Annotated in this window: 20 protein-coding genes and 1 riboswitch; of the genes, 14 read left to right on the top strand and 6 right to left on the bottom strand. The window is 38.9% G+C overall.

What is annotated here, in order from left to right; genetic code table 11:
* Positions 1-36 precede the first annotated feature (36 nt).
* A complete protein-coding gene (locus tag ACYQ0N_RS09415; RefSeq protein ID WP_177533414.1) occupies positions 37-468 on the top strand; it encodes an acyl-CoA thioesterase in 432 nt (143 codons plus the stop codon).
* A 35-nt stretch (positions 469-503) separates the two neighbouring features.
* Here ACYQ0N_RS09415 and uvrA read toward each other — a convergent pair whose 3' ends face one another.
* The 3 genes from uvrA to ACYQ0N_RS09400 are packed head-to-tail and all read right to left on the bottom strand — an operon-like array spanning position 504 to position 6,048.
* Positions 504-3,323: an excinuclease ABC subunit UvrA gene (gene uvrA, locus ACYQ0N_RS09410; RefSeq protein ID WP_177533415.1), complete on the bottom strand. Its 2,820-nt coding sequence runs from the start codon at positions 3,321-3,323 to the stop codon at positions 504-506.
* A gap of 59 nt (positions 3,324-3,382) precedes the next feature.
* Entirely contained in the window at positions 3,383-5,347 is a 1,965-nt protein-coding gene (gene uvrB / locus ACYQ0N_RS09405) for an excinuclease ABC subunit UvrB (protein ID WP_460162515.1), read from the bottom strand.
* A gap of 14 nt (positions 5,348-5,361) precedes the next feature.
* Positions 5,362-6,048: a JAB domain-containing protein gene (locus ACYQ0N_RS09400; RefSeq protein WP_177533417.1), complete on the bottom strand. Its 687-nt coding sequence runs from the start codon at positions 6,046-6,048 to the stop codon at positions 5,362-5,364.
* A 176-nt stretch (positions 6,049-6,224) separates the two neighbouring features.
* Between ACYQ0N_RS09400 and ACYQ0N_RS09395 the strand changes: the two genes are divergently transcribed.
* The 10 genes from ACYQ0N_RS09395 to ACYQ0N_RS09350 all read left to right on the top strand — a co-directional run bounded on the left by ACYQ0N_RS09395 (position 6,225) and on the right by ACYQ0N_RS09350 (position 17,851).
* The gene (locus tag ACYQ0N_RS09395; protein ID WP_177533418.1) at positions 6,225-7,190 is read left to right on the top strand and encodes an RluA family pseudouridine synthase; all 966 of its coding nucleotides are present in this window, start codon (positions 6,225-6,227) and stop codon (positions 7,188-7,190) included.
* A 91-nt stretch (positions 7,191-7,281) separates the two neighbouring features.
* Positions 7,282-8,115 carry a PHP domain-containing protein gene (locus tag ACYQ0N_RS09390; protein WP_177533419.1) on the top strand — a complete coding sequence of 278 codons (834 nt, stop codon included), beginning with the start codon at positions 7,282-7,284 and terminating at the stop codon, positions 8,113-8,115.
* A gap of 18 nt (positions 8,116-8,133) precedes the next feature.
* Positions 8,134-9,321, top strand: coding sequence for an NAD(P)-dependent malic enzyme (locus tag ACYQ0N_RS09385; RefSeq protein WP_460162514.1), 1,188 nt, complete (start codon positions 8,134-8,136; stop codon positions 9,319-9,321).
* Positions 9,321-9,563: a TIGR03905 family TSCPD domain-containing protein gene (locus tag ACYQ0N_RS09380; protein ID WP_177533421.1), complete on the top strand. Its 243-nt coding sequence runs from the start codon at positions 9,321-9,323 to the stop codon at positions 9,561-9,563. The genes ACYQ0N_RS09385 and ACYQ0N_RS09380 overlap by 1 nt, the downstream gene beginning before the upstream one ends.
* Positions 9,564-9,655: 92 nt before the next feature.
* Positions 9,656-11,215 carry a cardiolipin synthase gene (cls, locus tag ACYQ0N_RS09375; RefSeq protein WP_177533422.1) on the top strand — a complete coding sequence of 520 codons (1,560 nt, stop codon included), beginning with the start codon at positions 9,656-9,658 and terminating at the stop codon, positions 11,213-11,215.
* A 19-nt stretch (positions 11,216-11,234) separates the two neighbouring features.
* A complete protein-coding gene (locus ACYQ0N_RS09370) occupies positions 11,235-12,056 on the top strand; it encodes a P-loop NTPase (protein ID WP_177533423.1) in 822 nt (273 codons plus the stop codon).
* Between the two features lie 102 nt (positions 12,057-12,158).
* Positions 12,159-14,258 carry a glycoside hydrolase family 3 C-terminal domain-containing protein gene (locus tag ACYQ0N_RS09365; protein WP_460162513.1) on the top strand — a complete coding sequence of 700 codons (2,100 nt, stop codon included), beginning with the start codon at positions 12,159-12,161 and terminating at the stop codon, positions 14,256-14,258.
* A 22-nt stretch (positions 14,259-14,280) separates the two neighbouring features.
* Positions 14,281-14,475, top strand: a riboswitch (cobalamin riboswitch).
* 21 nt (positions 14,476-14,496) lie between these two features.
* Positions 14,497-15,963, top strand: a complete 1,467-nt coding sequence (locus ACYQ0N_RS09360) for a dockerin type I domain-containing protein (protein ID WP_460162512.1) — start codon at positions 14,497-14,499, stop codon at positions 15,961-15,963.
* A gap of 17 nt (positions 15,964-15,980) precedes the next feature.
* Positions 15,981-17,438: a hypothetical protein gene (locus tag ACYQ0N_RS09355; protein ID WP_460162511.1), complete on the top strand. Its 1,458-nt coding sequence runs from the start codon at positions 15,981-15,983 to the stop codon at positions 17,436-17,438.
* Positions 17,435-17,851, top strand: coding sequence for a nucleotidyltransferase family protein (locus tag ACYQ0N_RS09350; protein ID WP_460162510.1), 417 nt, complete (start codon positions 17,435-17,437; stop codon positions 17,849-17,851). Before ACYQ0N_RS09355 ends, ACYQ0N_RS09350 begins: the two co-directional genes overlap by 4 nt.
* A gap of 137 nt (positions 17,852-17,988) precedes the next feature.
* Here ACYQ0N_RS09350 and ACYQ0N_RS09345 read toward each other — a convergent pair whose 3' ends face one another.
* Positions 17,989-18,984, bottom strand: a complete 996-nt coding sequence (locus tag ACYQ0N_RS09345) for a phosphotransferase (RefSeq protein ID WP_177533429.1) — start codon at positions 18,982-18,984, stop codon at positions 17,989-17,991.
* Positions 18,985-19,177: 193 nt separating this feature from the next.
* On the opposite strand from ACYQ0N_RS09345, the gene ACYQ0N_RS09340 reads away from it, so the two are divergent.
* The 3 genes from ACYQ0N_RS09340 (at position 19,178) to ACYQ0N_RS09330 (ending at position 22,047) form a co-directional block, all read left to right on the top strand.
* Positions 19,178-19,855: a zinc ribbon domain-containing protein gene (locus tag ACYQ0N_RS09340; protein WP_460162509.1), complete on the top strand. Its 678-nt coding sequence runs from the start codon at positions 19,178-19,180 to the stop codon at positions 19,853-19,855.
* A 148-nt stretch (positions 19,856-20,003) separates the two neighbouring features.
* On the top strand, positions 20,004-20,660 hold the full coding sequence (locus ACYQ0N_RS09335) for a dockerin type I domain-containing protein (RefSeq protein WP_177533431.1): 657 nt from the start codon (positions 20,004-20,006) through the stop codon (positions 20,658-20,660).
* Positions 20,661-20,778: 118 nt separating this feature from the next.
* Positions 20,779-22,047 (top strand): O-acetylhomoserine aminocarboxypropyltransferase/cysteine synthase family protein, encoded by a 1,269-nt coding sequence (locus ACYQ0N_RS09330; protein WP_177533432.1) that lies wholly within the window; start codon positions 20,779-20,781, stop codon positions 22,045-22,047.
* A 41-nt stretch (positions 22,048-22,088) separates the two neighbouring features.
* On the opposite strand, the gene ACYQ0N_RS09325 is transcribed toward ACYQ0N_RS09330, so the two are convergent.
* Positions 22,089-22,733 (bottom strand): hypothetical protein, encoded by a 645-nt coding sequence (locus tag ACYQ0N_RS09325; protein ID WP_177533433.1) that lies wholly within the window; start codon positions 22,731-22,733, stop codon positions 22,089-22,091.
* A gap of 49 nt (positions 22,734-22,782) precedes the next feature.
* On the bottom strand, positions 22,783-24,330 hold the full coding sequence (locus ACYQ0N_RS09320; protein ID WP_460162508.1) for an NAD(P)H-hydrate dehydratase: 1,548 nt from the start codon (positions 24,328-24,330) through the stop codon (positions 22,783-22,785).
* Position 24,331: the final 1 nt, after the last annotated feature.

Raw genomic sequence — 24,331 nt, 5'->3', positions numbered from 1 at the left:
GGAGTGTCCCTTGTTGATTAATTTGCGGAGGAAGTTATGAAAAAGGTCAAAGCTTATGAAAGAAGTCCGTTTTATTATGAAACTGACAGAATGAATGTTATTCATCATTCTAATTATATAAGATGGTTTGAGGAAGCAAGAATATATTTTATGGAACAGGTTGGATATTCCTATGCAAGAATGGAATCGGAAGGAATTATGATGCCAGTATTATCGGCTGCATGTGAATATAAAAATTCAGTTAAATTCGGTGATACCGTTATAATTAAAACTGCTATAAACGAATTTAACGGGTTTAAAATGTCGATACAATATATCATTACTGATAAAAATACAGGAGAACTTCGTGCAAAAGGAAATACCTCCCATTGTTTTACCGATATGTCTATGAAGCCGGTTAGAATTAAAAAGACTTTTCCTGAACTCTTCGATATATACAGCAGCTATGCCGGTGAAAAATTATTCTGAAAATAAAGAGACGTTTTAAAACGTCTCTTTATTTTTTATTCAATATATGATTTTAGATATTTTCCTGTATATGAATTTTCACATTCGGCAATCTGCTCGGGAGTACCTGAAGCTACTATGGTTCCGCCTCCGATACCCCCCTCGGGACCAAGATCAATAATATGATCTGCGACCTTTATTACGTTTAGGTTATGCTCAATTACAAGCACCGTGTTTCCGGTGTCGGCAAGCTTTTGAAGCACTTCAATGAGCTTGTGTACGTCGGCCGTATGCAGTCCGGTGGTAGGTTCGTCGAGAATGTATATTGTTTTTCCTGTAGCCCTTTTTGAAAGCTCGGTTGAAAGCTTCACCCTTTGGGCTTCTCCTCCTGACAGGGTTGTTGCAGGCTGACCTATTTTGATGTAACCTAACCCGACTTCCTGTAAAGTTTTAAGCTTGCGTAGGATTTTAGGCTGATTTTCAAAAAATTCAACCCCTTCGTCAACTGTCATTTCAAGAATATCATAAATGGATTTGCCTTTATATAATATTTCAAGCGTTTCACGGTTATAGCGCTTTCCTTTGCATACTTCGCAGGGAACATAGATATCGGGCAGAAAGTGCATCTCAATTTTTTTGATTCCGTCGCCCTCGCATGCCTCGCATCGTCCGCCCTTTATATTGAAGGAAAAGCGTCCGGCGCCGTATCCATGAGTTTTAGCGTCGTTTGTATGGGCGAAAAGCTCTCTGATATCCGTAAATACTCCGGTATAAGTAGCGGGGTTTGATCTGGGCGTTCTACCGATAGGCGATTGATCAATGCATATTACCTTGTCAAGACACTCTAATCCTTCAATAGACTTGAATTTTCCTGCCCTGAGCTTAGCACGGTTTAGCTTCGCAGCTAAATATTTATAAATTATTTCATTTACCAGCGAGGATTTTCCTGATCCGGAAACGCCGGTTATGCATACAAATTCGCCAAGAGGTATTTTTACATTGATATTTTTCAGATTATTTTCCGCCGCTCCCTTAATTATAAGATAATTGCCGTTTCCATGACGCCTTGTTTTAGGAAGCGGTATTTTTTTCTTTCCGCTTAGATATTGTCCCGTTATAGAATTTTCGCATTTCAGCATATCCTCCACAGTACCGGAAAAGATTACATTTCCACCGTTTATACCGGCGCCCGGACCAATATCTACTATATGATCCGCGGCAAGCATTGTATCGTCGTCATGCTCGACGACGATAAGGGTATTGCCGAGATCTCGCAGACGTTTTAACGTGGCTATAAGCTTGTCGTTGTCACGCTGGTGCAGACCTATACTGGGTTCATCCAGAATATACAGCACTCCCATAAGCGATGAACCGATCTGCGTCGCAAGCCTTATTCGCTGACTTTCCCCTCCTGAAAGAGTGCCGGACGAACGTGACAGTGTCAGGTATTCAAGTCCGACGCTTTTTAAGAAACCCAGACGTTCCTTTATTTCTTTAAGTATTCTTTCTGCGATCATTATCTCGCGTTCAGTTAATGACAGCTTATTGATAAAATCAAGAGCCTCTGAAACTGACAGCTCGGTAAACTCCATTATATTCATTCCGCCTACAGTCACGGAAAGACTTTCTTTTTTGAGTCTTTGCCCCTTACACTCAGGGCACTTTATTTCATTCATACAATCGGCAATTTCATTTTTTGAAAATTCGCTGCTGGTTTCTTTAAATCTTCTTTCAAGGTTATTTATGATGCCTTCGAATTTTCCGTAACGGACTCCGCCGCCGAACGAATCTATTATCTTGAGTTCGATTCTTTCATCTGTTCCATATAAAAAGGCGTCGGCTGCTTTTTTGGGAAGATCTTTAAATGGGGTATCAAGACTTATACCGAATTTTTTTGCCAGACCGTTGTAATACATCATAGCAATTGAGCTGTCTGAAAGAGTATTCCAGCCGCTTGCCTTTATAGCCCCCTGCTTTATGCTTAAATCCTTATTTGGTACTATCAGATCAGGATCTATTCGTTGAAACGTACCGAGACCTGTACATTTAGGGCATGCTCCGAAGGGATTATTGAAGGAAAACATTCTCGGATTAAGCTCTTCAATGCTAATATTATGTTCCGGACATGCATAGCTTTGAGAAAACAGCATTTCTTCGCCGTCGATAACATCAACGATTAGCATTCCTCCGGAAAGGGACATTACCGTTTCAATACTATCGGTAAGGCGGGATTCAATGCCCGGTTTTATTACAAGTCTGTCTACAATTATTTCTATATTATGCTTTTTATTTTTGTCAAGCTTAATTTCCTCTGATAATTCGTACATTATTCCGTCGATTCTGACGCGCACATAACCTGATTTTCCGGCGTTCTCAAGCTCCTTAGCATAGGTACCCTTTCTTCCTCTTGCAATAGGTGCGAGAAGCTGTATTTTAGCGCCCTCTTTAAGCTCTTTTATCTTATCAACTATCTGGTCAATCGTCTGCTGCTTTATTTCTCTTCCGCATACGGGGCAATGAGGAATTCCGATTCTGGCATAAAGCAGACGCAGATAATCATAAATTTCCGTTACAGTGCCTACGGTTGAACGGGGATTTTTTGAGGTCGTTTTCTGATCGATTGATATAGCGGGAGAAAGTCCCTCAATGCTGTCAACGTCGGGTTTTTCCATCTGTCCGAGAAACATTCTGGCATACGATGAAAGGCTTTCCATATATCTTCTTTGTCCGTCGGCGTAAATAGTATCAAAAGCAAGAGAGGACTTGCCGGATCCTGATAGCCCTGTCATAACGATAAGTTTATCTCTGGGGATTTCAAGATCAATGTTTTTAAGATTATGCTCCCTTGCCCCTTTTATAATTATTTTGTCGTTCATATTATTAATTAACTTCCTTTCGGCTGCATGATGTATACTAAAGTATTTACATAAGAATCTTAATGTTCTTCAAGTTCTTTTATCTTATCTCTTAAATAGGCCGCATGCTCAAATTCAAGCAGCTTTGCCGCTTCTTTCATTTCTGTTTTGAGTTTTGAAATAAGCTCTGTTTTTTCTTTTTTTGAAAGCTTTCTGTCAGTTTTCTTTTCTATCTTTTCCTTCGAAGTAATCTCCAAGACTTTTCTGATATCTTTTTTTATTGTCTGCGGAACAATACCGTGTTCTTGATTGTAAGCTATCTGAATAGCGCGTCTTCGTTCTGTTTCAGTTATTGCTTTCTCCATCGAATTAGTAACTGAGTCGGCATACATAATTACCTTGCCCTTTGAGTTTCTTGCAGCTCTTCCTATTGTTTGAATTAGAGACGTTTCGCTTCTCAGAAAACCTTCCTTATCAGCGTCGAGAATGGCCACAAGCGATACCTCCGGAATATCCAGGCCCTCTCTCAGAAGATTAATTCCCACAAGCACGTCGAAAATTCCTTCACGAAGGTCCTTGATAATTTCCATACGTTCGATAGTGTCGATATCGTGATGAAGATACCTTACTTTTACTCCGGCGGCTTCCAAAAACGATGTAAGATCCTCGGCCATTTTTTTTGTAAGCGTTGTTACAAGAACCCTTTCATTTATTTCAGCTCTCATGTTTATTTCCGACATGAGATCTTCTATTTGCCCTTCAATAGGTTTTACGATGATTTCAGGATCCACCAGTCCGGTTGGTCTAATTACCTGTTCGACGACGCGGCCTGATTTTTCCCGTTCAAACTTTCCGGGAGTAGCACTGACGTAAACCGCCTGATTTATATGACTGTAAAATTCGTCAAAATTAAGCGGTCTGTTATCAAATGCGCTTGGAAGACGGAATCCGTAATCCACAAGAGTAGTTTTTCTGGCACGGTCTCCTGCATACATACCTCCGACCTGCGGTATTGTCACGTGGCTCTCGTCTACAAACAAAAGAAAATCCTTTGGAAAATGGTCGAGTAAAGTCATGGGCGTACTTCCCGGAGGTCGTCCGGAAAGAATACGGGAATAGTTTTCAATTCCGCTGCAAAAGCCTATTTCCTGAAGCATTTCCATATCATAGTGAGTTCTCTGAGCAATTCTCTGAGCTTCAAGAAGCTTGTTGTTATTCTGAAAATATTCTATCCGCTGTGCAAGCTCCTTGTCTATCTCCTTAATCGCCTCGTTCATTTTTTCGCCGTTTACTATATAATGGCTTGCCGGAAAAATCGCCGCATGCTGTAAGACTGCAAGAATCTCTCCCGTCAAAACATTTATTTCAGTTATTCTGTCTATTTCATCGCCGAAAAATTCAACTCTTATAGCGTTTTCATTTGACGAAGCGGGAAATATTTCTACTACGTCTCCGCGGACTCTGAATTTATTTCTTACGAAATTTATATCGTTTCTTTCATACTGTATAGCGACAAGCTCACTGAGCAGCTGGTCTCGTGATTTTTCCATACCCGGTCTTAGAGAAACTATCATAGACCGGTAATCCTCAGGGCTTCCGAGAGAATATATACATGAAACGCTTGAAACTATGATCACATCGTTTCTTTCTGAAAGAGCTGTTGTGGCGGAATGGCGCATCTTATCAATTTCATCATTAATTGCGGAATCTTTTTCAATATAAGTATCGGTTCCCGGTATATAGGCTTCAGGCTGATAATAATCGTAGTATGAAACAAAATATTCAACGGCGTTGTTCGGAAAAAATTCCTTGAACTCTGAGCAGAGCTGCGCCGCAAGTATTTTGTTGTGCGCTAACACCAGAGTAGGCTTATTAACGTTTGCAATAACGTTAGCCATTGTAAAGGTTTTGCCGGAACCCGTAACTCCCAGAAGAGTTTGTTCCTTAATTCCCTTATTAATCCCGTCCGTCAATTTTGATATGGCTTCAGGCTGATCTCCGGACGGCTTATATTCGGTTACCAGTTCAAATTTTCTTTTTTTCATGCAAATAAAACTCCTTATTTTAAAAGCGAAAAAGCGCCTGATTCTTTAAGAGAAATTGCTTGTCCGTCAGCCACAATAATATGGTCAAGCAGATTAATTCCAACAGGTTTTAATGTGTTGTATATTTCGGCAGTTGCCTTTATATCATCGTCGGAAGGTATAATATCGCCGTGCGGATGATTATGGGCAAGTATTACATTTTCACATTTGTTTTTGTATGTAAATTCAACAATACGTCTGATATTTATACCTACGCCTCCCGGAGCGCCTTCTGCAATTATTTTCCCCGATATAAGACGCAGCTTGTCGTCCAGGCAGGCTATACGTATTTTTTCTACGGTTTCTCCGAGAAACTGCGTTTTGAAATATTCGCAGACTGTATTATAATTGCTCATATGAATGCTGTTGCTGCTTGAATTCATATATTCCTTTGCAAGCAAAGGAATCATTTTTATCAGCACAGCGCTTGCTTCGTCGATTCCTTCTATTTCTTTGAGATCTTCAATATCTGCATTGCATACGCCGCTTATAGTCTTGTATTTATCAATCAGACGGTGAGCTATAGCGTTAGTGTCTATGCGGGGACGGGAGTAGAACAGCAGAAGCTCAAGAATTTCATGATTTGTAAAACCGTCGAAACCTGACTGTATAAATTTTTTACGCATTCTTTCCCTGTGGCCCTTATGAATATTTTCCGACATGTATCCCTCCGAATTGTCTTTCGAATATTAGTTCTTTTACTGATAATATTAGTATAAACTATTTTAAGCAAAATTAAAAGGGGTTTTTAAAAATTTATGAAAATTATATAAGGTTTATTTAAATTTAACTGAAATTATGATATAATGTAAAAAAACCAAATGAAAGCGGAGCGGAAATGAAAGAAATAATAATAAATAAAAACGACTGCGGTCAAAGACTTGATAAATTTATATTTAAAGCGGCGCCATCTATTCCGAAAGCTCTTCTTTATAAATATATAAGACTTAAAAGAATTAAGGTTAATGGGAAAAGGTGCAGAAATTCAGATATATTAAACGAAAAGGACGTTGTTTCATTATATATAAACGATGAATTTTTCGAATACTCTAAAAACAATTTGGAGTTAGTAAAAAATATAATAAATATCAGCGTTTCGCCGGAGATTGTTTATGAGGATGAAAATATCATAGTCGTTTATAAGCCTGAAGGTATGGATGTTCACAGAGGTTCAGAAAAAGCAAAGGCTACTCTGATTGATATAATTAAAGCATATCTTTACCGTAACGGTGAATATGATCCTGAAAAAGAGAACTCCTTTTCTCCGGCAGTATGCAACCGACTTGACAGAAACACTACCGGACTTGTTATAGCGGCAAAAAACGCCGCATCACTCCGCGAAATAAATGAATTCATAAGAGAACGAAAAGTAATAAAGAAATATTTATGCATATGTGCCGGCAATTTTCCGGCGAATCATGGTATTGAAACGGCATATCATAAAAAAGGTCAGCATAATCTTGTTAATATAAGAAAAAGCATGGCGGATGGCTACAAGCAGATAGTAACAGAATATAAGATAATTGAAGTCAAGGGTAATTTTGCATTAGCGGAAATAAACCTTATAACCGGAAGAACACATCAGATAAGGGCGCATCTTGCGTTTATCGGCGCACCGATACTCGGAGACGGTAAATACGGCAATGTAACGGTAAATAAAAGGTACGGAATTTACCGTCAGCAGCTATGCGCTTATTCTATTGAATTTGATATTGATTCGGACTGCCGTTTGGGATATCTTGCAGGCAAGAAGCTCTTTGCTCCAAAAGCAGGTTTTACATTCGGCGGATTCAGTATAAAATAATTATACACAAATTACTATTGATTTTGATTGGAAATTATGTTATAATTGTTTATGTTGTATTATTCGCCGTTTAATTCAGGGGGGTAAATTTATGATTTGCGATCTTCACTGCCATACTACCATGTCTGACGGTTCGCTTGGAATCGAGGACGTTATATTGCAGGCAAAACGTATGAATATAGATTTTTTATCTATAACCGACCATGATACATTATCTTCTTTTTCAAGAGCAAAAATTCTTGGAGAACGTTACGGAGTAAAAATGATTCAGGGCGTTGAAATGTCTGCTTGGGATAAAGAGAGAAACAGGAAGGTTCATATAATATGCTACGCTCCTAAAAAACCGGACAGGCTTGAGGGGCTCTGCCTTAAATCCTGTGAGATCAGAAAATCCTGTTCTAAGGAAATGATTGAAAAGGTAATGCAGCTTTATCCGATTACGCCCGAAAGCGTATTAAAGCATTGTACAGGCAGCAAAAGCATATATAAATCTCATATAATGCGCGCTCTTATCGAATACGGTTATGCGCTCGAATTTTATGGTGAACTGGATAAAAAGCTATTTTCGGTGGATAGCGGGATATGTCTTGTTGAACGCGAATATCCGGACGTAAGATTTGTTCTAGAGCTGATTCATTCGGCAAGAGGAGTAGCCGTGATGGCTCATCCTGCTCTTTATGACAGCATGGAACTTCTCGCTGAGCTTGCAGAGGAAAAAAAGCTTGACGGGGTGGAGGTTTACCATTATTCAGCAGATGACAATCAGAAAAAGGAAATGCTTGATATAGCTGAAAAATACGATCTTATAGTAACCGGCGGATCTGATTTTCACGGCTTGTATAATGCTGTGCCGACTCATTTGGGAAGCAATACGACATCAAAAGAAAATCTTGACAGAATAATAAAGCTGTCTAATAAAAAGTAAGGAAGCGAATTTTTTAACATGGATATTATGGAGTCAGCTCTTAAAAAACATAAGGAATGGAAGGGAAAAATTGAAATAGTTTCAAGAACGTCGGTAAATAACCGTGAAGAACTGTCTAATGCGTATACTCCCGGAGTTGCGAAGCCGTGCCTTGAGATAGAAAAAAACCCTGAGCTTTCCTACGAGCTTACCAGAAGGCACAATCTTGTTGCGGTAATAACGGACGGTACTGCTGTTTTGGGATTAGGCGATATCGGTCCGGAAGCGTCTATGCCTGTAATGGAAGGAAAATGCGCGCTGTTTAAGGAATTTGCCGACGTCGATGCATTTCCGGTTTGCATTGATTCTAAGGACACTGACGAGATAGTAAACACTATTAAGCTTATATCTAAAAGCTTCGGAGGAATTAATCTTGAGGATATTTCGGCTCCGAGGTGCTTTGAAATAGAAAAAAGACTGAAGGAGTCTCTCGATATACCGGTCTTTCACGACGATCAGCACGGAACCGCAATTGTTGCAAGCGCGGCTATGATAAATGCGGCGAGGGTTGCAGGCAAAAATATCTCTGATATGACGCTTGTTATAAACGGAGCGGGCGCGGCCGGAATAGCGATTGCAAAGCAATGTATTACTCTTGGCATTGGCGATGTTATAATGGTAGACTTAAACGGTATTATTTGCGAGGGAGATACGTTTTTAAATCCGGCTCATTATGAAATGTCAAAGATAACGAATAAGAATAAATTAAAAGGCGGATTGTCTGAAGCAATGAACGGCGCCGACGCATTTATAGGCGTTTCCAAGCCGGGACTTGTGACATCGGAAATGGTTAAATCAATGGCTGATAAGCCGATTATTTTTGCTATGGCGAATCCGACTCCTGAAATAATGCCGGAGGAGGCAAAGGAAGCGGGAGCATTTATTGTAGGTACCGGAAGAAGCGATTATCCGAATCAGATAAATAATGTCGTCGCTTTTCCGGGAGTTTTCAAGGGAGCGCTGGCTGTACGGGCAAGAGACATTAACGAGGAAATGAAGCTTGCCGCCGCTTATGCTATTGCGGAGGGAGTTCCTGAAGATAAGCTTGACGCTGATAATATACTTCCGGATCCGTTTGACAGGAAAATACCCAAGGCAGTTGCAAGGGCGGTTGCGTCGGCCGCAATAAAATCGGGATCGGCCTTAAAAAAGGAGTTTGATATATAATGAAAATCAAATACATACCTAAGGGCGTATGCTCAAGACAGATAAACATTGAAGTTGAAGACGGTATAGTCAAGGATGTTGAATATATCGGCGGATGTAACGGAAATCTTAAGGGGATAAGTCATCTTGTTAAGGGCATGAAGGTTGAGGACGTTATAGAAAAGCTTGAAAATATAAAATGCGGAATGAAAGGAACGTCCTGCCCCGATCAGCTTGCAAGGGCTTTGAAGGAAAATTTATGATTTTAAAGGCATATCGTAAAACGATATGCCTTTTTACTTTGAAATTACTAATTTTATGTTGCTAAAAGTAATTGAATGTGGTATAATACTTAATGGTTTTATATGGGGGTGATGGTATAAAAAAGAAAAGAATAAAAAAACTGTTTAACAGAAATTTTCTTATTATATTTATATTATTGATTCAGGCTCTTTTTATTATTTCTTGCTTGCTTAGCTTATATAATAATGTAACCGTAATCTATGGAGCGCAGATAATTATTTCATTTGTTATGGTATGCTATGTTATAAACCGGCATGATACCAATCCGGCTTATAAGCTCTCATGGACAATATTGATTCTTCTGTTTCCTATTGTCGGAGCTTTTATGTATATATTCCTTCACGCCCAGTTGGGGACAATGTTTTTCAGAAACACTAAAAATCAAATAGTAAGGATTACCAAGCCGCTTATTCCGCAGAATGAAGACGTTATAGAGGAATTAAGGCAGGATTCCGTCTATGTCGCCCATTTGGCTAGATATGTAAACGATTACGGCTGTTATCCGATCTATAAAAATACTTATGTTGAATATTATAAGATCGGTGAAGAAAAATACGCCGCTATGCTTTGCGAGCTTGAGAAGGCAGAAAAATTTATTTTTCTGGAATATTTTATAATCGATGAGGGTAGGGTGTGGGACAGTGTTCTTGAGATACTTCAGAGAAAAGCAGATGAAGGAGTAGAAGTAAGGCTTCTGTATGACGGAATGGGAAGTCAGTTTCTGCTTCCGACTCACTATAACAAATATCTTGAAACTAAGGGTATAAAATGTAAAGTATTTAATGAATTTAGGCCGTTTCTATCGACTGCCCAGAATAACCGCGATCATAGAAAAATTCTTGTAGTAGACGGCATAACCGCTTTTAACGGCGGCATTAATCTTGCTGATGAATATATAAATGAAAAGGAAAGATTCGGTCACTGGAAGGATACTGCGGTTATGGTTAGGGGAGAGGCTGCGTGGAGCTTTACCGTTATGTTTATTCAGATGTGGGAGTGGAAAAGCAAGCAGCTTAATAACTATGAGAAATATAAGCCGGATTTTCAGAGCTTTCCTGCTGCGGAGGGATATGTTATGCCCTACGGCGACAGCCCTACGGATAATGAAAATGTTGGAGAGCTTGTATATCTTGATATAATAAATAAAGCTAAAAAATACGTTTATATAACTACGCCTTATCTGGTTATTGATAATGAGATGATAACGGCGCTGGGATTTGCAGCTAAAAGCGGAGTAGATGTAAAAATTGTCGTGCCTCATATAGCTGACAAATGGTATGTGAATTATGCGGGATGGAATTATTATAAGGAACTTATAAAGCTTGGGGTGCAAATTTACGAGTATATGCCCGGCTTTATACATGCCAAAAATTTTGTTTCAGACGATGAAATAGCGACGGTCGGTTCGATAAATCTGGATTACCGTAGCTTATACCTTCATTTTGAATGCGGAACATTTTTGTATAAGGTACCCGCAATATCAAGGATAAAATCAGATTTCAACGATATTCTCGGAAAATGCCGGCGGATTACGCTTAAGGATTGTCAGCAGAGACCGTTGATTAAAAAAATAATAGGCGGACTTTTAAGAATGATTGCTCCGCTTTTGTAAGTAAAGGAGATTAATTATTATGAGCGAATGTACGCACGATTGTTCATCATGCAGTCAGGAATGCAGTGAAAGAAGTAAAGAAAGTCTTTTAGAAAAACCGCATGACCAAAGCAATATAAAAAAGGTTATAGGCGTTGTCAGCGGAAAGGGCGGAGTTGGAAAATCGATAGTATCTTCTATGCTTGCCGTTAATATGAAAAGACTTGGTTATAAAACGGCTGTTCTTGACGCGGATATTACCGGACCTTCAATTCCAAAAGCATTTGGGATAAAGGAAAAAGCCAGCGGCAATGAAAATGGCATTTTACCGGCTGAAAGTAAAACGGGAATAGAGATTATGTCCGTAAACCTTATGCTTGACAACGATACTGATCCGGTTATCTGGCGCGGACCGGTTATTGCCGGAGTTGTAAAACAGTTTTGGACTGACGTTATATGGGGAGATGTCGACTATATGTTTGTAGATATGCCTCCGGGAACCGGAGACGTTCCGCTTACAATTTTTCAGTCTTTGCCGGTGGACGGTATAGTAATCGTGACATCTCCTCAGGATCTTGTTTCAATGATTGTTGCAAAAGCTGTTAAGATGGCTGAAATGATGAATATTCCCATAATCGGAATCGTTGAAAACATGAGCTATGCGGAATGTCCGGATTGCGGCAAGAAAATCAGTATTTTCGGGGAAAGCAGGCTTGAAGAGGTTGCTAAGGAATATAATCTCAGGATTCTGGGAAGACTACCTGTCGATCCCCGTCTTGCTAAGTCCTGTGATAAAGGTGCAATAGAGCTTTATGATGGAAATTGGCTTGATAATGCAACGGAAATAATTGAAAAACTATAAATATTAACGGCTGGTTTATATTGATCTATTCTAATTAAAATTTAAAAGGATTTTATTGGTATGATCTTTATTGATCAGCCGAAAATTATAAGGAGTAAAAATATGGAAAACTATAAATATACTGAAAATGAAATTGAAGAACGCGCTCAAAGGCTTGTTTCTGAAATGACAATTGAAGAAAAATGTGAACAGTTAAAATATGATTCTCCTGAAATTGAAAGATTGGGAATTGATAAGTTTAACTGGTGGAACGAATGTCTTCACGGAGTTGCCAGAGGCGGTACGGCTACAGTATTTCCTCAGGCTATAGCGCTTGCCGCAATGTTTGACGAGCAGGCGGTGTCACAGGCTGCTGAAATAATTGCCACAGAAGCCAGAGCTAAATATAATCAGTCAAAAAAGCGCGGAGATATTGATCTTTACAAAGGTTTAACTTTCTGGACTCCGAATATAAATATTTTCAGGGATCCAAGATGGGGAAGAGGTCAGGAAACTTACGGAGAGGATCCGTATCTGACTTCGCGGCTGGGCTGCGCATTTGTAAAAGGACTTCAGGGCGACAAGCTTCCATATAAAGCCACGGCTTGTGCAAAGCATTTTGCGGTACACAGCGGTCCGGAGGCGCAAAGACATAGCTTTAATGCAGAGGTATCTGAAAAAGAGCTTTGGGAGACATATTTGCCTGCCTTCAAGGCTCTTATAACTGAAGCTCATGCAGAGGGAGTTATGGGCGCTTATAATCGTTTGAACGGAGAGCCATGCTGCGGAAGCGAATATCTCAACAATCTTTTGAGAAATGAATGGAAGTTTGACGGATATTTTGTTTCTGACTGCTGGGCTATAGCAGATTTTCATGTTAATCATCACGTTACAAAATCAGCTCCCGAATCGGCTGCGCTTGCAATAAAAAACGGTTGCGACTTAAACTGCGGAAACACCTATATTCATCTTATAAATGCCTACAATGAAGGACTGGTATCAGAAGAGGCTATAGACAGATGCGTTAAAAGAGTTATAAAAACCAGAATAAAGCTTGGAATGTTCGATGAATGTACGCCGTATGACAGTATTTCTTTCGAAGAAGCGGATTCTCCGGAGCATAATGAATTTTCAAGAAAATGCGCTGAAAAATCAATGGTTATGCTCAAAAACAACGGCATACTTCCGATAAAAAAATCTGAAGTTAAAACAATAGCGGTAATTGGTCCTGCGGCTGATTCAAGAGATGTTCTTAAGGGAAACTATTTCGGAACCTCATCAAGGTATGTAACATTTCTTGAGGGAATTAGAGAAGCCTTTGAGCCGGAGGTAAGAGTGCTGTATTCAGAAGGCTGTCATCTTTTTAAGGAAAGGGTAGAACCGCTCGCACTTCCCGGCGATAGACTTTCAGAAGCGCTTGGAGCTGCGGAATGTGCTGATATTGTTATATTATGCACCGGCTTGGACGCTACCTTAGAAGGAGAGGAAGGCGACACCGGTAACGCATATGCAAGCGGCGATAAGCTTGATCTTAGACTTCCTGAAAGCCAGAGAATACTTCTAAGAGAAATCGAAAAGACAGGAAAGCCTTTAATCATAGTCAATGCTTCCGGAAGCGCAATAAATACGGAGGATAATGCCGACGCGCTTATTCAGGCATGGTATTCAGGCGCTATGGGCGGAAAGGCGCTGGCAGATATTCTTCTTGGAAGGGTTTCCCCGTCTGGAAAGCTTCCGGTAACATTTTACGGAAACGCCGATTTGCTGCCTGAATTTACTGATTATTCTATGAAAAACAGAACCTATCGTTTTGCCGAAAATAATATACTGTATCCATTTGGCTATGGTCTGACTTACGCTCATTTTGAATGCGGAGCTATTGATTTCAAGAGGTCGGGCGAAACCTGCCGGATTGAATGTGAAGTAAAGAATACGGGAAGCTATGACAGTGAAAATGTATTCCAGTTATATATTAAAAGCTTTTCTGAAAACGCCGTCAGAAATTATTCCCTTAAGGGTTTCAGAAGAGTATTTGTAAAGAGCGGAGAATCAAAATCAATTGAGCTTGAGATTCCGATTGAAGCGTTTGCCGATATTGATGAAAACGGCAACAGCGTTATTTACGGCGGAAAGTATGAAATATTCTGCGGTTTTTCACAGCCGGATTCAATTAGTTATATGCTGTCAGGAGAAAAAGCGTCGTCGATGGAAGTTATAATTTGACAATTTTGATATAAGGATATATAATAATAAAAGCTTTTACGGCTGCAATTATGCATTAATAGGGAATGCGGTTAGAATCCGCAGCAGTCCCCGCTACTGTGTGAAGGACGAAAATCTGCCGGACATGTTTATGTCGGTCACTGATAATTTCGGGAAGACTATGCAGATTATTAGGTTGATTTCAAGCCAGGAGACCTGCCGTAAAAGTATTATTAAATTTTTATCGGAGGAATAAAAAATGAAATTAAAAAAATTTATGGGAATTATTGCTGCCGTCAGTATTATAGCGTCTGCCGGCTCTGTCGGAGCATCCGCGGCGGAAGAACTGCCTATCGGTTATGTAACCGTCAGCGTAGAGAAATTCACGCTTGGTCAGGGATTCATACTTGAGCCTGTCAAAGTGCCTTATTTTGAAGGTGAAACAGGTGCGGATATAACGGACAGAGCTCTTGGCTCAGAAAATATTAATATGGGCAGCGGAACCGGAAGCTATATTTCAAGTATCGCGGACGACGGATTCGGCACAGAGAACATACCGCAGTTTATAATAGACGCGGTTATCTCAAAGGGCCATGAGGTTGACGATCTGCGTGAAGACGAGGCATGGCTCAGCGGCATGGATTATTATGCGATGTCGGGCTGGAATTTCACGGTAGGAAATCAGATCCCGTCATATGGAATAAACGACTATGCTCCAGAGGACGGCGACGTTCTAAGATGGCAGTATACTATAGTCGGCTATGGCGCTGACATCGGATATGATACGTCTTATATGGCTGAGTGGGGCGGTATGGCTTCGCTTATTCCTGAAACGGACCGAACAGAAATTATATCTGTTCTTTCAGAAGCGTATGCGGTCGGATTAAAGGAAAGCGAGGAGTATACAGATGCGCTGAAGATCTGTTCTGATCTTTCTGCTACTCAATCGGAGCTTGATAAAGCTTGTTCTGTACTTAATAAAGCTATAGAATCTGAAACAATCATTGAAGTTTCTGATTTTATTTTTGAAAAAACTGAAAACGGATTAATTTTAAAGGAATTAAAGAATAATTCTTTAGAGGATATAATGATTCCGGAAGAGGTAAACGGAGTCAGCGTTGTCGGTATATCTGATTTTACGTTCGGGCTTTGCAATAATTTGAAAAGCATAAGCATACCGGATACGATTCAGATGGAGCTGACCGGTGAAAATGCGTTTATGACTTCTGAAATGATAAAGAATTTCAAAATGCCTTCGGGAATAAATACATTAAACGACTTTTTTGAATTTATAGGAGCTTCAAAAGATAATATAGACTTGATATATAGTAAAATCGGGAATGTAAATATATCTTCCGAAGCTTCTTTAACCGGTGTTATAATGCAGGTATTGCGGCTATATAACGAGCTTGGTCTTCCCAAATTGGATCAGGATAAGCTTGATTTGATTTCATATAACGGTTTATCGCTCAACGGCTCAGAGAATAGCATTGTAAAAAGCTATTCGGAGAGCAAAAACGGAATGGTTTGCAGTATTTCAACCGGATATGCCCGCGGAGACGTTACGATGGACGGAAAAATTGATCTTTACGACGCGATTGCAGTTTCTGGATATCTTATTGATCCGTCGTCTCTTACAGATGAACAGATCGCTATTGCCGATTTCGATAATAACGGAAATACTGATCTGTATGACGCGATAGCAATAGCTAAAACATTTATGTAAGAAATACCGGTGATTATATGAAAAAAGCGGCTCTATTTATTTCCGTCATGATTATTTTCATGATATTCCCGTCGTATAAGGCGGAATGTATAAGCTATGAAAATATAATTGAAGACGTATTAAAATACAGAGGCAATGTGAGCGAGTATGCCGGTTCGACTGACGGAGACTGGTGCGCTTTTGTATATGGAAGGTATTATGGAGATAATTCTGATTATCTCCATAATCTTTCTGAAAATGTATACCAGAGATATCAGACTGAGCAAAAGCTCAGCCGCAGTAAATCAACTGAATGGCATAGGATTATTCTAACTGTACTTGCATGCGGCGGCGATCCTTTTGACGTTCGTGGCATTAATCTTTTGGAGGACGGTGTATATAACAGGGGAAAAACAGTTTCATTGGGCAGACAGGGACTTAACGGATGGATATGGGGACTTATATCGCTTGACGCTGCAGAAACAGATATACCGGACGGAAGCTTTTATTCGAGAGAAGATATTATATTGGAAATACTTAAACAGCAAAATGGTGACGGCGGGTTTTCTTTATATGGAGAAACAAGCGATACGGATATAACCGCAAATGCGATCACAGCGCTAAGCAAATATTATACGGATAATACTATATATAATTATGTAAACCAGAAAACAAATCAAAGTATAGCTAAAAGCGTAAAAGTAATATTGGATGAAGCCTTGGCATTTTTGTCTGAGTCTCAGCTTTCTGACGGCGGATATGCCAGCGGTGGAACAGAAAATTGTGAAAGCGCGTCTCAGGTATTGTTAGCTTTATGTACTATGGGAATTGATCCTCTGACCGATGAAAGATACATCAAAAACGGAAATACAATAATTGATAATGTTATCTCCTTTAAAAACGATGACGGCGGATTTTCTCATGTCAAAGGAATGCCCTCAAATCCATATGCGTCTGATCAGGCTGCAATCGGTATAGCTGCGGTCGATAGGCTTATTAAAAATGACAGCGGAATTTTTAGCTTTTCTCTTGAAAATCCCGAATATTTACCTACTGAACCCACTGATGTTCCGGTTATAACTAAAGAAGCGACATATATAGAAACGAGTATGAACAGTTTTAATAAAACAGATGTGTATTATGAGTTTACCTCTGTTGCCGAAGCTGAAAATAATTCGTATAATTATGCTTACGGCTTTTATCAGAGTCCGTCGTCTGAAGCTCGGTTAACTTCTTTATACAATTTGACAAATACACGGTCGTCAACCGTTATCAGCGTTGACAGGAACGTTTACAGCAGAAGATCCGTTGAGATTTCTGCAACAGCTTCTTCCGATAAAACGTATGAAACTACAGTAGCCGTGTTCGGGAAAAAAGAAAGCGACGGTAATAATAAATATAAATTCATGTATATAATCGTTCCTTCAGTTATTGCAGCCGGCGCCGGTTTTTATGCGGCCGTAAGACGAAGATTAGTCTTTGGTAAAAATAAATGAATAACGACTTGAAAAATTACGTTTTAGAACTCGTCAAATGCGCTCTTGAAAATAGAAAGCCTCCTGAAAAGCCGGAAAATATAACCTTTGAGGAAATATATAATATATCGTTATTACATAAAATAAATAATTTGATTTTTTATTCTGTTGAAATGATGGATAATAAGCCGGAAACTTTTTTGTATGAAAAGTGGTCCGAAGATCGAGACAGAGCAATCGCACGGGATATAATACAAAAAAATGAGCTTGAAGAAATTAAAAAGGCCGCAGAGCTTGAACAAATTCGTATAATTCCGGTTAAGGGCTTTTTTATTAAGGGGCTTTATCCGCATAGTGACATGAGGTTTATGGCGGATCTGGATATTTTGATAGATTCCGAAAAACGTCAGTCATTAAGAATATTAATATTATGAAAGAATCTTTTCCGATTTTAAAAAGGCATTGTTATATATTACCGTTATTGTGGATATATCGATTATTTTTTTCTGCTCTGACAAAATATAAAAATATTAGATATGAAATAGTAACGTTAATTAAAAATAAATAATAATTACATTGAGTCAATTATTGCTTTTTCGATTTCTGATATATTAAGATATATGTTTTCAGCAAGAGCAGAGAGCCTATAGAACTTATTTAATTTTTCAGAAGCGTTTATATTTTTAAAATAATTACATCCGGTTATACTATCGTATAAATATCTGGAGGCAAGTTCGGCGGTTATTGATAATAACCCAAGGGAGCAAGCTTTTGCTGATAAGCTGCATCCGGCAGAAAAATATCCTTTTGAAAAAGCTTTGAGCTTTGTTATATTGATTTTATTATCGTCAGTGCAGGATGATCTTGCGGCGTCTCCGAAGTCAAAGGCCGCATACCCCGGCATGATAGTGTCGAAATCTATTATTGCACAGGGCATATTACTTTTAGTGTTTATCAATATATTTGAACATTTTACATCGTTGTGAACAAGCTGCTTAGTACCTAAGATATACCGATTACTTATATAATAATCGTAAATTTTTTTAAAAAAATTATAATCATATGCGTTCTTGTTAAAACTGAATAGTCTGGATATGTTTTCACTGATATTGTGAAAACCGGGTATTGTTATATTAAGCCTTGTTATATCCGCAGATTCGGTGTATTTATGAAAGCTGCCTAAGAGCTTACCGAATTGCTGAATAATATCTGTATTTTGAAATTTGTTAACAGTTATTGTATTTTCCAGGTATTTATAGATTCTCCAGAAACCGTTGTATTTCAGATAATTGTTTATTCCGGATTTAATATAATCAGGAAATCTTCCGTCGGGATTTTCTCCGTTCAGCAGCATTTCTTTTTTTATATGAGAAAGCGTAAAATCAATGTTCTGCATAACTTTTTCAGGTTCCTTAAAAACGTCGGTATTAATTTTTTGAAGTATAAATACTCCTTCTGACGAATATATTTTGTATGTATCGTTTATATGTCCTTCGCCTAATTTTTTATATTTTATATATCCGGAATTAATACCGAATTCAGATATTATAAAATTTATATCTTTCATTTTTTATCTCCTTAATTTTTCTATGTTAAATAATAACAGATATATTATAATATTTCAAGTATTGCAGAAAAATAAAAGGAGTGTTATAATTAAAAAAAGGTTTTTGCCTGATTATCAGGTTTTTATAAATTATTAATAGAATTCCGGTTGGCCGCAGAGGGATTTTATTATTTTTTCAGATTAAGGCGGCAGAATGGAGTTAATTATGTCTTGTTTTGAAAAAATCGGAAATACTATAACCAACAAAAGCAAGGAATTGGCAAGAAAAGCTAAAACTGTTTCTGAAACCAGCTCTCTTAACAATATAATAAGAACAGAGGAAAGAAAAATTGATACTCATTATAAAATGATGGGAAAAATATATTTTGAAAAGTTTGGAAATTCACCGGATGAAGAGTTTTTGTCTTCGGTAGAAGCTATAAATATGTCTATGGCAAAAATAGAGGAAACTAAAAATGAAATAACAAAAATTAAAAACAGAAACTGTTGTCCCGTCTGCGGCGCTCATTTTAAAATTGACGCTATCTTTTGCTCAAAATGCGGAACAAAAGTAAGAGATGAACAGCAGGATAAGAACGAGCAGGCTTATAAATGTAGAAATTGCGGTCATATTCTTGAATCGGGTGCGCTATTCTGCGATATATGCGGAGCAAAGGCTGAAAATAATTTGAATATTGAAAATGAAGATCAGTCTGAAAAGAAACAAGAAACAGCAGTAATATCTGTTCAGCCGGTAGAAACAGATACGGACAATGAAAATAAGAATCCTGATCCTGTAAATTTGCCGGAATATAAAATATGTCCATCCTGCGGAGCTAAGTCAGACGATCCTGAAGCTAAGTTCTGCAATGAATGCGGAAGTTCGATTTGATTTTACATATATTTCCTGAAAATTAATTCAGAACATAAAATTTATAAAAAACTTATTGCAATTTAATTTAATTTATGATATAATCTAAAATATATTAAAATGTGGATGAGTTAAAGCTTGGATTTAAAAAGCAGGAAAGGAAGTACATATGAAAAATCTCTGTAAAAAAACTTTGGCGGTTTTTTCGTCAGCTTTAATGTCAGGTTTATTGCTGACATCTCCGTTTACTGCGTCTGCCGCAGATTTCAGAAGCGGCGACGCTACGAACGACGGAACGGTGGATCTTTATGATGCGATTGCAATATGCAAGCATATACTTAAAGCTCCGGCGCTGACCGGTTCCAATCTTAAATATGCAGATTATAATAAAGACGGTAATGTTGATCTTTATGATTCAATAGGCATTTCTCGGCTTATACTATGCGACAGCAAATTAAATGAAGTTTTAAATCTAATAAATATGAAAAGATCTATTGAGAATAAGCCGACGCTTGAATTTGACTATAATATTACAGACGCAGCAATGAAGCGTGCTTCTGAATTGCCTAAGAAGTGGTCGGGTTCAACTCGTCCTGACGGTTCGGAGTTTCAGACGATATTTACGGAATTCGGAATAGATTATGAGTATTGCGCTAACTCTATTGCGGCTGTTCCGGCTACTCCCAAGGATTTATTTACCGCTATGATGGATAACAGCGAGGTCAAATCAAACGTTTTGGATAGTAAATATACTAAAGTGGGCATAGGCTATTACAAAACAAACGATATCTATAAACATTATTGGGCGATATTATTGGTTGGCTGATTTATAATGACCGGACGTTTACGTCCGGTCTGTTTTTATATTTATGGAAAAACTGGTTGACCTGTTATAAAAAATATGTTATTATAAATAAGATAAAAATAATTTACGGAGGATTGAAATGAAAATTGAAACGCAATGCATTCATGAAGGCTATTCGCCAAAAAACACAGAACCGAGAGTTGTTCCTATAGTTCAGAGCACTACATATGTATATGATTCGACAGACGATGTGGCGGCGGTATTTGACGATCCTACCAAAAGTCTGATATACTCCAGATTTGAAAATCCTACGGTAATGGCGGTTGAAGCAAAGATAGCGGCATTAGAAGGCGGTATCGGAGCTATGGCAACCTCCAGCGGACAGGCGGCTTCGCTGTGTTCAATACTCAATATATGCAGCGCGGGTGACAGCTTTATATCTACGTCTGCTATCTACGGAGGAACCGTAAATCTTTTTGCAGTTACTCTTAAAAAATTCGGTATTGAATGCATATTCGTAGATGCCGACGCTCCTTTAGAAGAGCTTCAGAAAGCGGTTAAACCTAATACTAAAGCTGTATTCGGAGAAACACTGGCAAATCCTGCGTTAGCTGTTTTAGATATAGAAAAGTTTGCGGAATTAGCTCATAGCAACAATCTTCCGCTTATTATAGACAATACATTTCCTACTCCGATTTTATGCCGTCCTATTGAGCATGGAGCCGATATCGTAGTTCATTCAACTTCTAAATATATGGATGGACATGCTGTTCAGGTAGGAGGAGTTATTGTTGATTCAGGCAAATTTGACTGGTCATGCGGAAAATTTTCTGATTTTGTAGAGCCGGACGAAAGCTATCATGGAATAAGCTATACTAAGACATATGGAAACAATGCATATATCGTTAAAGCAAGGATGCAGCTTATGAGAGATTTCGGCTGTTATCCGGCTGCCAATTCGGCTTTCCTCTTAAATCTGGGTTTGGAAACTCTTGCCATAAGAATGAAGCATTACTGCGAAAACGCTATGATAGTAGCCGCTCACCTCGAGGCTTCGGATAAGGTTGTTTCAGTGAGTTATCCCGGTCTGAAAAACGATAAATATTATGAACTCGGAAGAAAATATTTGCCGGACGGATGCAGCGGCGTTATTTCGTTTACTATAAAGGGAGGAAGAAGCAGCGCCGTCAAATTTATGGATAGCCTGAAGCTGGCGTCTAATGTAGTACATGTGGCAGATATCAGAACCTGCGTACTTCATCCTGCAAGCGCCACACACAGACAGCTTACTGACGAGCAGTTGGTTGCAGCCGGTATTGACGGTGGAATGATTCGTTTTTCATGCGGTCTTGAAAATGTAGAAGATATATTAGCAGATATAGATCAAGCATTGGAAAAGCTTGATTGATTATAAAAAACCGGTTTTCATTTAGAAAACCGGTTTTTGTTTTATTCTGCTGCTTCTGTGACAGCTTCTGTAATTGCTTCGGTTGTAGCTTCGTCTTCTGACTGAGTTTCAAGATTAGACTGAGTTGTTTCTGCGGTTTCAGCCTGCGTTGACTCCGGTATATCAGAGCTGTCTACATGGAAATCAGTGAAAACAATTTTAAGCTCAAGATTAGGCATAGAAAATTCGGATAAGCCGCCGGAATTATCAAGCTTTAAAGTATATTTTCCCTGCTGGGTTTCACCCTCTATTATCATTAGACCTTCTTTTTCAGTCGCTTCAATTTCAGGAAGATCTGCCGTGCTGTCTGCGACGTCAATAAATGTAGATATAATAGATTTTATCGGGAGAGCCGTTTTAGGTACTGAAAAGCTGAGTCCTTTATAGGAAGCGTCGACTTTATCGTCCCGATAGGATAAAATAACTCCGGAAAGGGTGTTAGGCGAAGAAAATTCTATGTCCCAGTTAGCCTTGCTGTATTTTCTGAACGATGCGTCCGATTCCTGATCTCCGTATTGTATTTTGGCAGTTACCACAAACGGTTCGTTAAGCTTGGGAGAGAATTTGACATTTTTTCCTCCGGACGAACATGCGCACATTGATATTATCAGAAAAACTGATAAAAAAATAGGAATAATTTTTTTCATATAAAGCTCCTTTAGTTTAATTTTTTAAGCTTTACATTCCGTCTTTATTTTATTCCTTTTCATATTCTTTAAATATTCCCGTCAGCTCGTCAATTATATCTGTAGGAAGCATTCCTTGCATAGAACGCTTTACAGCCGCGTTATCCCCTGCCTTTCCATGAATATAAACTCCGGCGTAAGCAGGAATATTTTGCGCTGTAAAGGACGCAATAATTCCGCTTAAAACATCTCCGCTTCCGCCTTTGCTCATTCCCGGATTGCCTGTTGGGCATACATATGCTCTTTCAGGAGATGCAATAATTGTACCGGCTCCCTTTAAAATGACAGTACAGTGATAATTTTTTGCAAAGCATTTTGAATATTCAAGTCGATCCGACTGGATTTCTGCCGCTGTAACGCCGCATAGCCGTGCCATCTCTGCTGGGTGGGGAGTCAATGTAATGCTTGACTTTGTTTGTCTAATAATATCTATGCAGTCTGTTATGCAGTTTATTCCGTCTGCGTCCAAAATAATAGGACAATTTAAATTTAACAGCAATTTTTTTACCAGAATCCTGCTGTCTTCGCTTACTCCTATTCCGCAGCCGATAAGTACGCATGTGGCTTTTTCTGCTGCTTGGCATATCTTTTCATATGCGCCTGACGTATAAGTTCCGTTGGCAGAGGTATCAAGAGGAAGATATACGGCTTCCGGCAATTTCGCGGCAAATTGCGGTATATATTGCTTAGGCGTGCATACAGTCAGTAGTCCTACGCCGCATCTGGAGGCGGCGCATGCAGACATTATCGCGGCTCCCGGCATGGATTCACTCCCGCAGACATTAATAAGACGTCCATAATCTCCTTTGTTGGAATCAGCTTTTCTTTTGGGAATAGATTGCTTAGCGATGTGATCATCGAGTTCTTTTATAGGATAATCAAGCATTTGATAAACTTCAAGAGGTATTCCTATATCTACGCTTACAATATCTCCGCAGAATTCCTTAAGCGGATACTGAGTCGTTCCGAATTTTCGGCCGCCGAAGGTAACGGTTATATTAGCTTTCAGCATACCTTCGGAAACGGCGCCGGTTTTACAATTACCGCCGCTTGGGACATCGGCAGCGATTTTAAATCCTTGGCATGCTTCAAAAATACGTTTAATATTATCCGGAAGCTCTCCGTGAAATCCGGTTCCGAAAACGCCGTCTACCTTTATGTCAGCGAAAGAATTTTTAAGGATATTTAGCATCTCGCTTTCTTCTCTGATAATTGGTATACCCTTTAATTTTTTGAAATTTAGATAAGCAAGTTCGGTTTTTGGTTCTCCGTTTAGAAGAAGGATTTTAGAATCTATTCTCATTTCCTTAAGCAATATTGCCGAAACGAAACAGTCGCCGGCATTATTTCCATTTCCGCAGAGGAAAATTACTTCCGGTTTTCTTGAAAGCTTTTTATCGCTGCAGAGAATGTTTATAACTCTTTTTAGTTCAAAGGCAAGAGCCATTCCGGCGTTTTCCATCAGCTTCTCATAGCTTACGCCGGATTTATCGGACTCCTGTTCAAGTATTTTCATTTGATTCGGGGTAACAATTATTTCTTTGTGTATCGTATTCATA

The organism is Ruminococcus sporogenes, assembly GCF_054655175.1.
The sequence above is the reverse complement of the archived record's forward strand: the minus strand, read 5'-3'. Positions and strand labels throughout refer to the sequence as shown.

What these genes read in the sequence shown, in the direction of transcription:
- ACYQ0N_RS09415 (WP_177533414.1), top strand. Translation starts at nt 37, where the DNA reads ATGAAAAAGGTCAAAGCTTATGAAAGAAGTCCGTTTTATTATGAAACT.
- uvrA (WP_177533415.1), bottom strand. Translation starts at nt 3,323, where the DNA reads ATGAACGACAAAATAATTATAAAAGGGGCAAGGGAGCATAATCTTAAA.
- uvrB (WP_460162515.1), bottom strand. Translation starts at nt 5,347, where the DNA reads ATGAAAAAAAGAAAATTTGAACTGGTAACCGAATATAAGCCGTCCGGA.
- ACYQ0N_RS09400 (WP_177533417.1), bottom strand. Translation starts at nt 6,048, where the DNA reads ATGTCGGAAAATATTCATAAGGGCCACAGGGAAAGAATGCGTAAAAAA.
- ACYQ0N_RS09395 (WP_177533418.1), top strand. Translation starts at nt 6,225, where the DNA reads ATGAAAGAAATAATAATAAATAAAAACGACTGCGGTCAAAGACTTGAT.
- ACYQ0N_RS09390 (WP_177533419.1), top strand. Translation starts at nt 7,282, where the DNA reads ATGATTTGCGATCTTCACTGCCATACTACCATGTCTGACGGTTCGCTT.
- ACYQ0N_RS09385 (WP_460162514.1), top strand. Translation starts at nt 8,134, where the DNA reads ATGGATATTATGGAGTCAGCTCTTAAAAAACATAAGGAATGGAAGGGA.
- ACYQ0N_RS09380 (WP_177533421.1), top strand. Translation starts at nt 9,321, where the DNA reads ATGAAAATCAAATACATACCTAAGGGCGTATGCTCAAGACAGATAAAC.
- cls (WP_177533422.1), top strand. Translation starts at nt 9,656, where the DNA reads ATGGTTTTATATGGGGGTGATGGTATAAAAAAGAAAAGAATAAAAAAA.
- ACYQ0N_RS09370 (WP_177533423.1), top strand. Translation starts at nt 11,235, where the DNA reads ATGAGCGAATGTACGCACGATTGTTCATCATGCAGTCAGGAATGCAGT.
- ACYQ0N_RS09365 (WP_460162513.1), top strand. Translation starts at nt 12,159, where the DNA reads ATGGAAAACTATAAATATACTGAAAATGAAATTGAAGAACGCGCTCAA.
- ACYQ0N_RS09360 (WP_460162512.1), top strand. Translation starts at nt 14,497, where the DNA reads ATGAAATTAAAAAAATTTATGGGAATTATTGCTGCCGTCAGTATTATA.
- ACYQ0N_RS09355 (WP_460162511.1), top strand. Translation starts at nt 15,981, where the DNA reads ATGAAAAAAGCGGCTCTATTTATTTCCGTCATGATTATTTTCATGATA.
- ACYQ0N_RS09350 (WP_460162510.1), top strand. Translation starts at nt 17,435, where the DNA reads ATGAATAACGACTTGAAAAATTACGTTTTAGAACTCGTCAAATGCGCT.
- ACYQ0N_RS09345 (WP_177533429.1), bottom strand. Translation starts at nt 18,984, where the DNA reads ATGAAAGATATAAATTTTATAATATCTGAATTCGGTATTAATTCCGGA.
- ACYQ0N_RS09340 (WP_460162509.1), top strand. Translation starts at nt 19,178, where the DNA reads ATGGAGTTAATTATGTCTTGTTTTGAAAAAATCGGAAATACTATAACC.
- ACYQ0N_RS09335 (WP_177533431.1), top strand. Translation starts at nt 20,004, where the DNA reads ATGAAAAATCTCTGTAAAAAAACTTTGGCGGTTTTTTCGTCAGCTTTA.
- ACYQ0N_RS09330 (WP_177533432.1), top strand. Translation starts at nt 20,779, where the DNA reads ATGAAAATTGAAACGCAATGCATTCATGAAGGCTATTCGCCAAAAAAC.
- ACYQ0N_RS09325 (WP_177533433.1), bottom strand. Translation starts at nt 22,733, where the DNA reads ATGAAAAAAATTATTCCTATTTTTTTATCAGTTTTTCTGATAATATCA.
- ACYQ0N_RS09320 (WP_460162508.1), bottom strand. Translation starts at nt 24,330, where the DNA reads ATGAATACGATACACAAAGAAATAATTGTTACCCCGAATCAAATGAAA.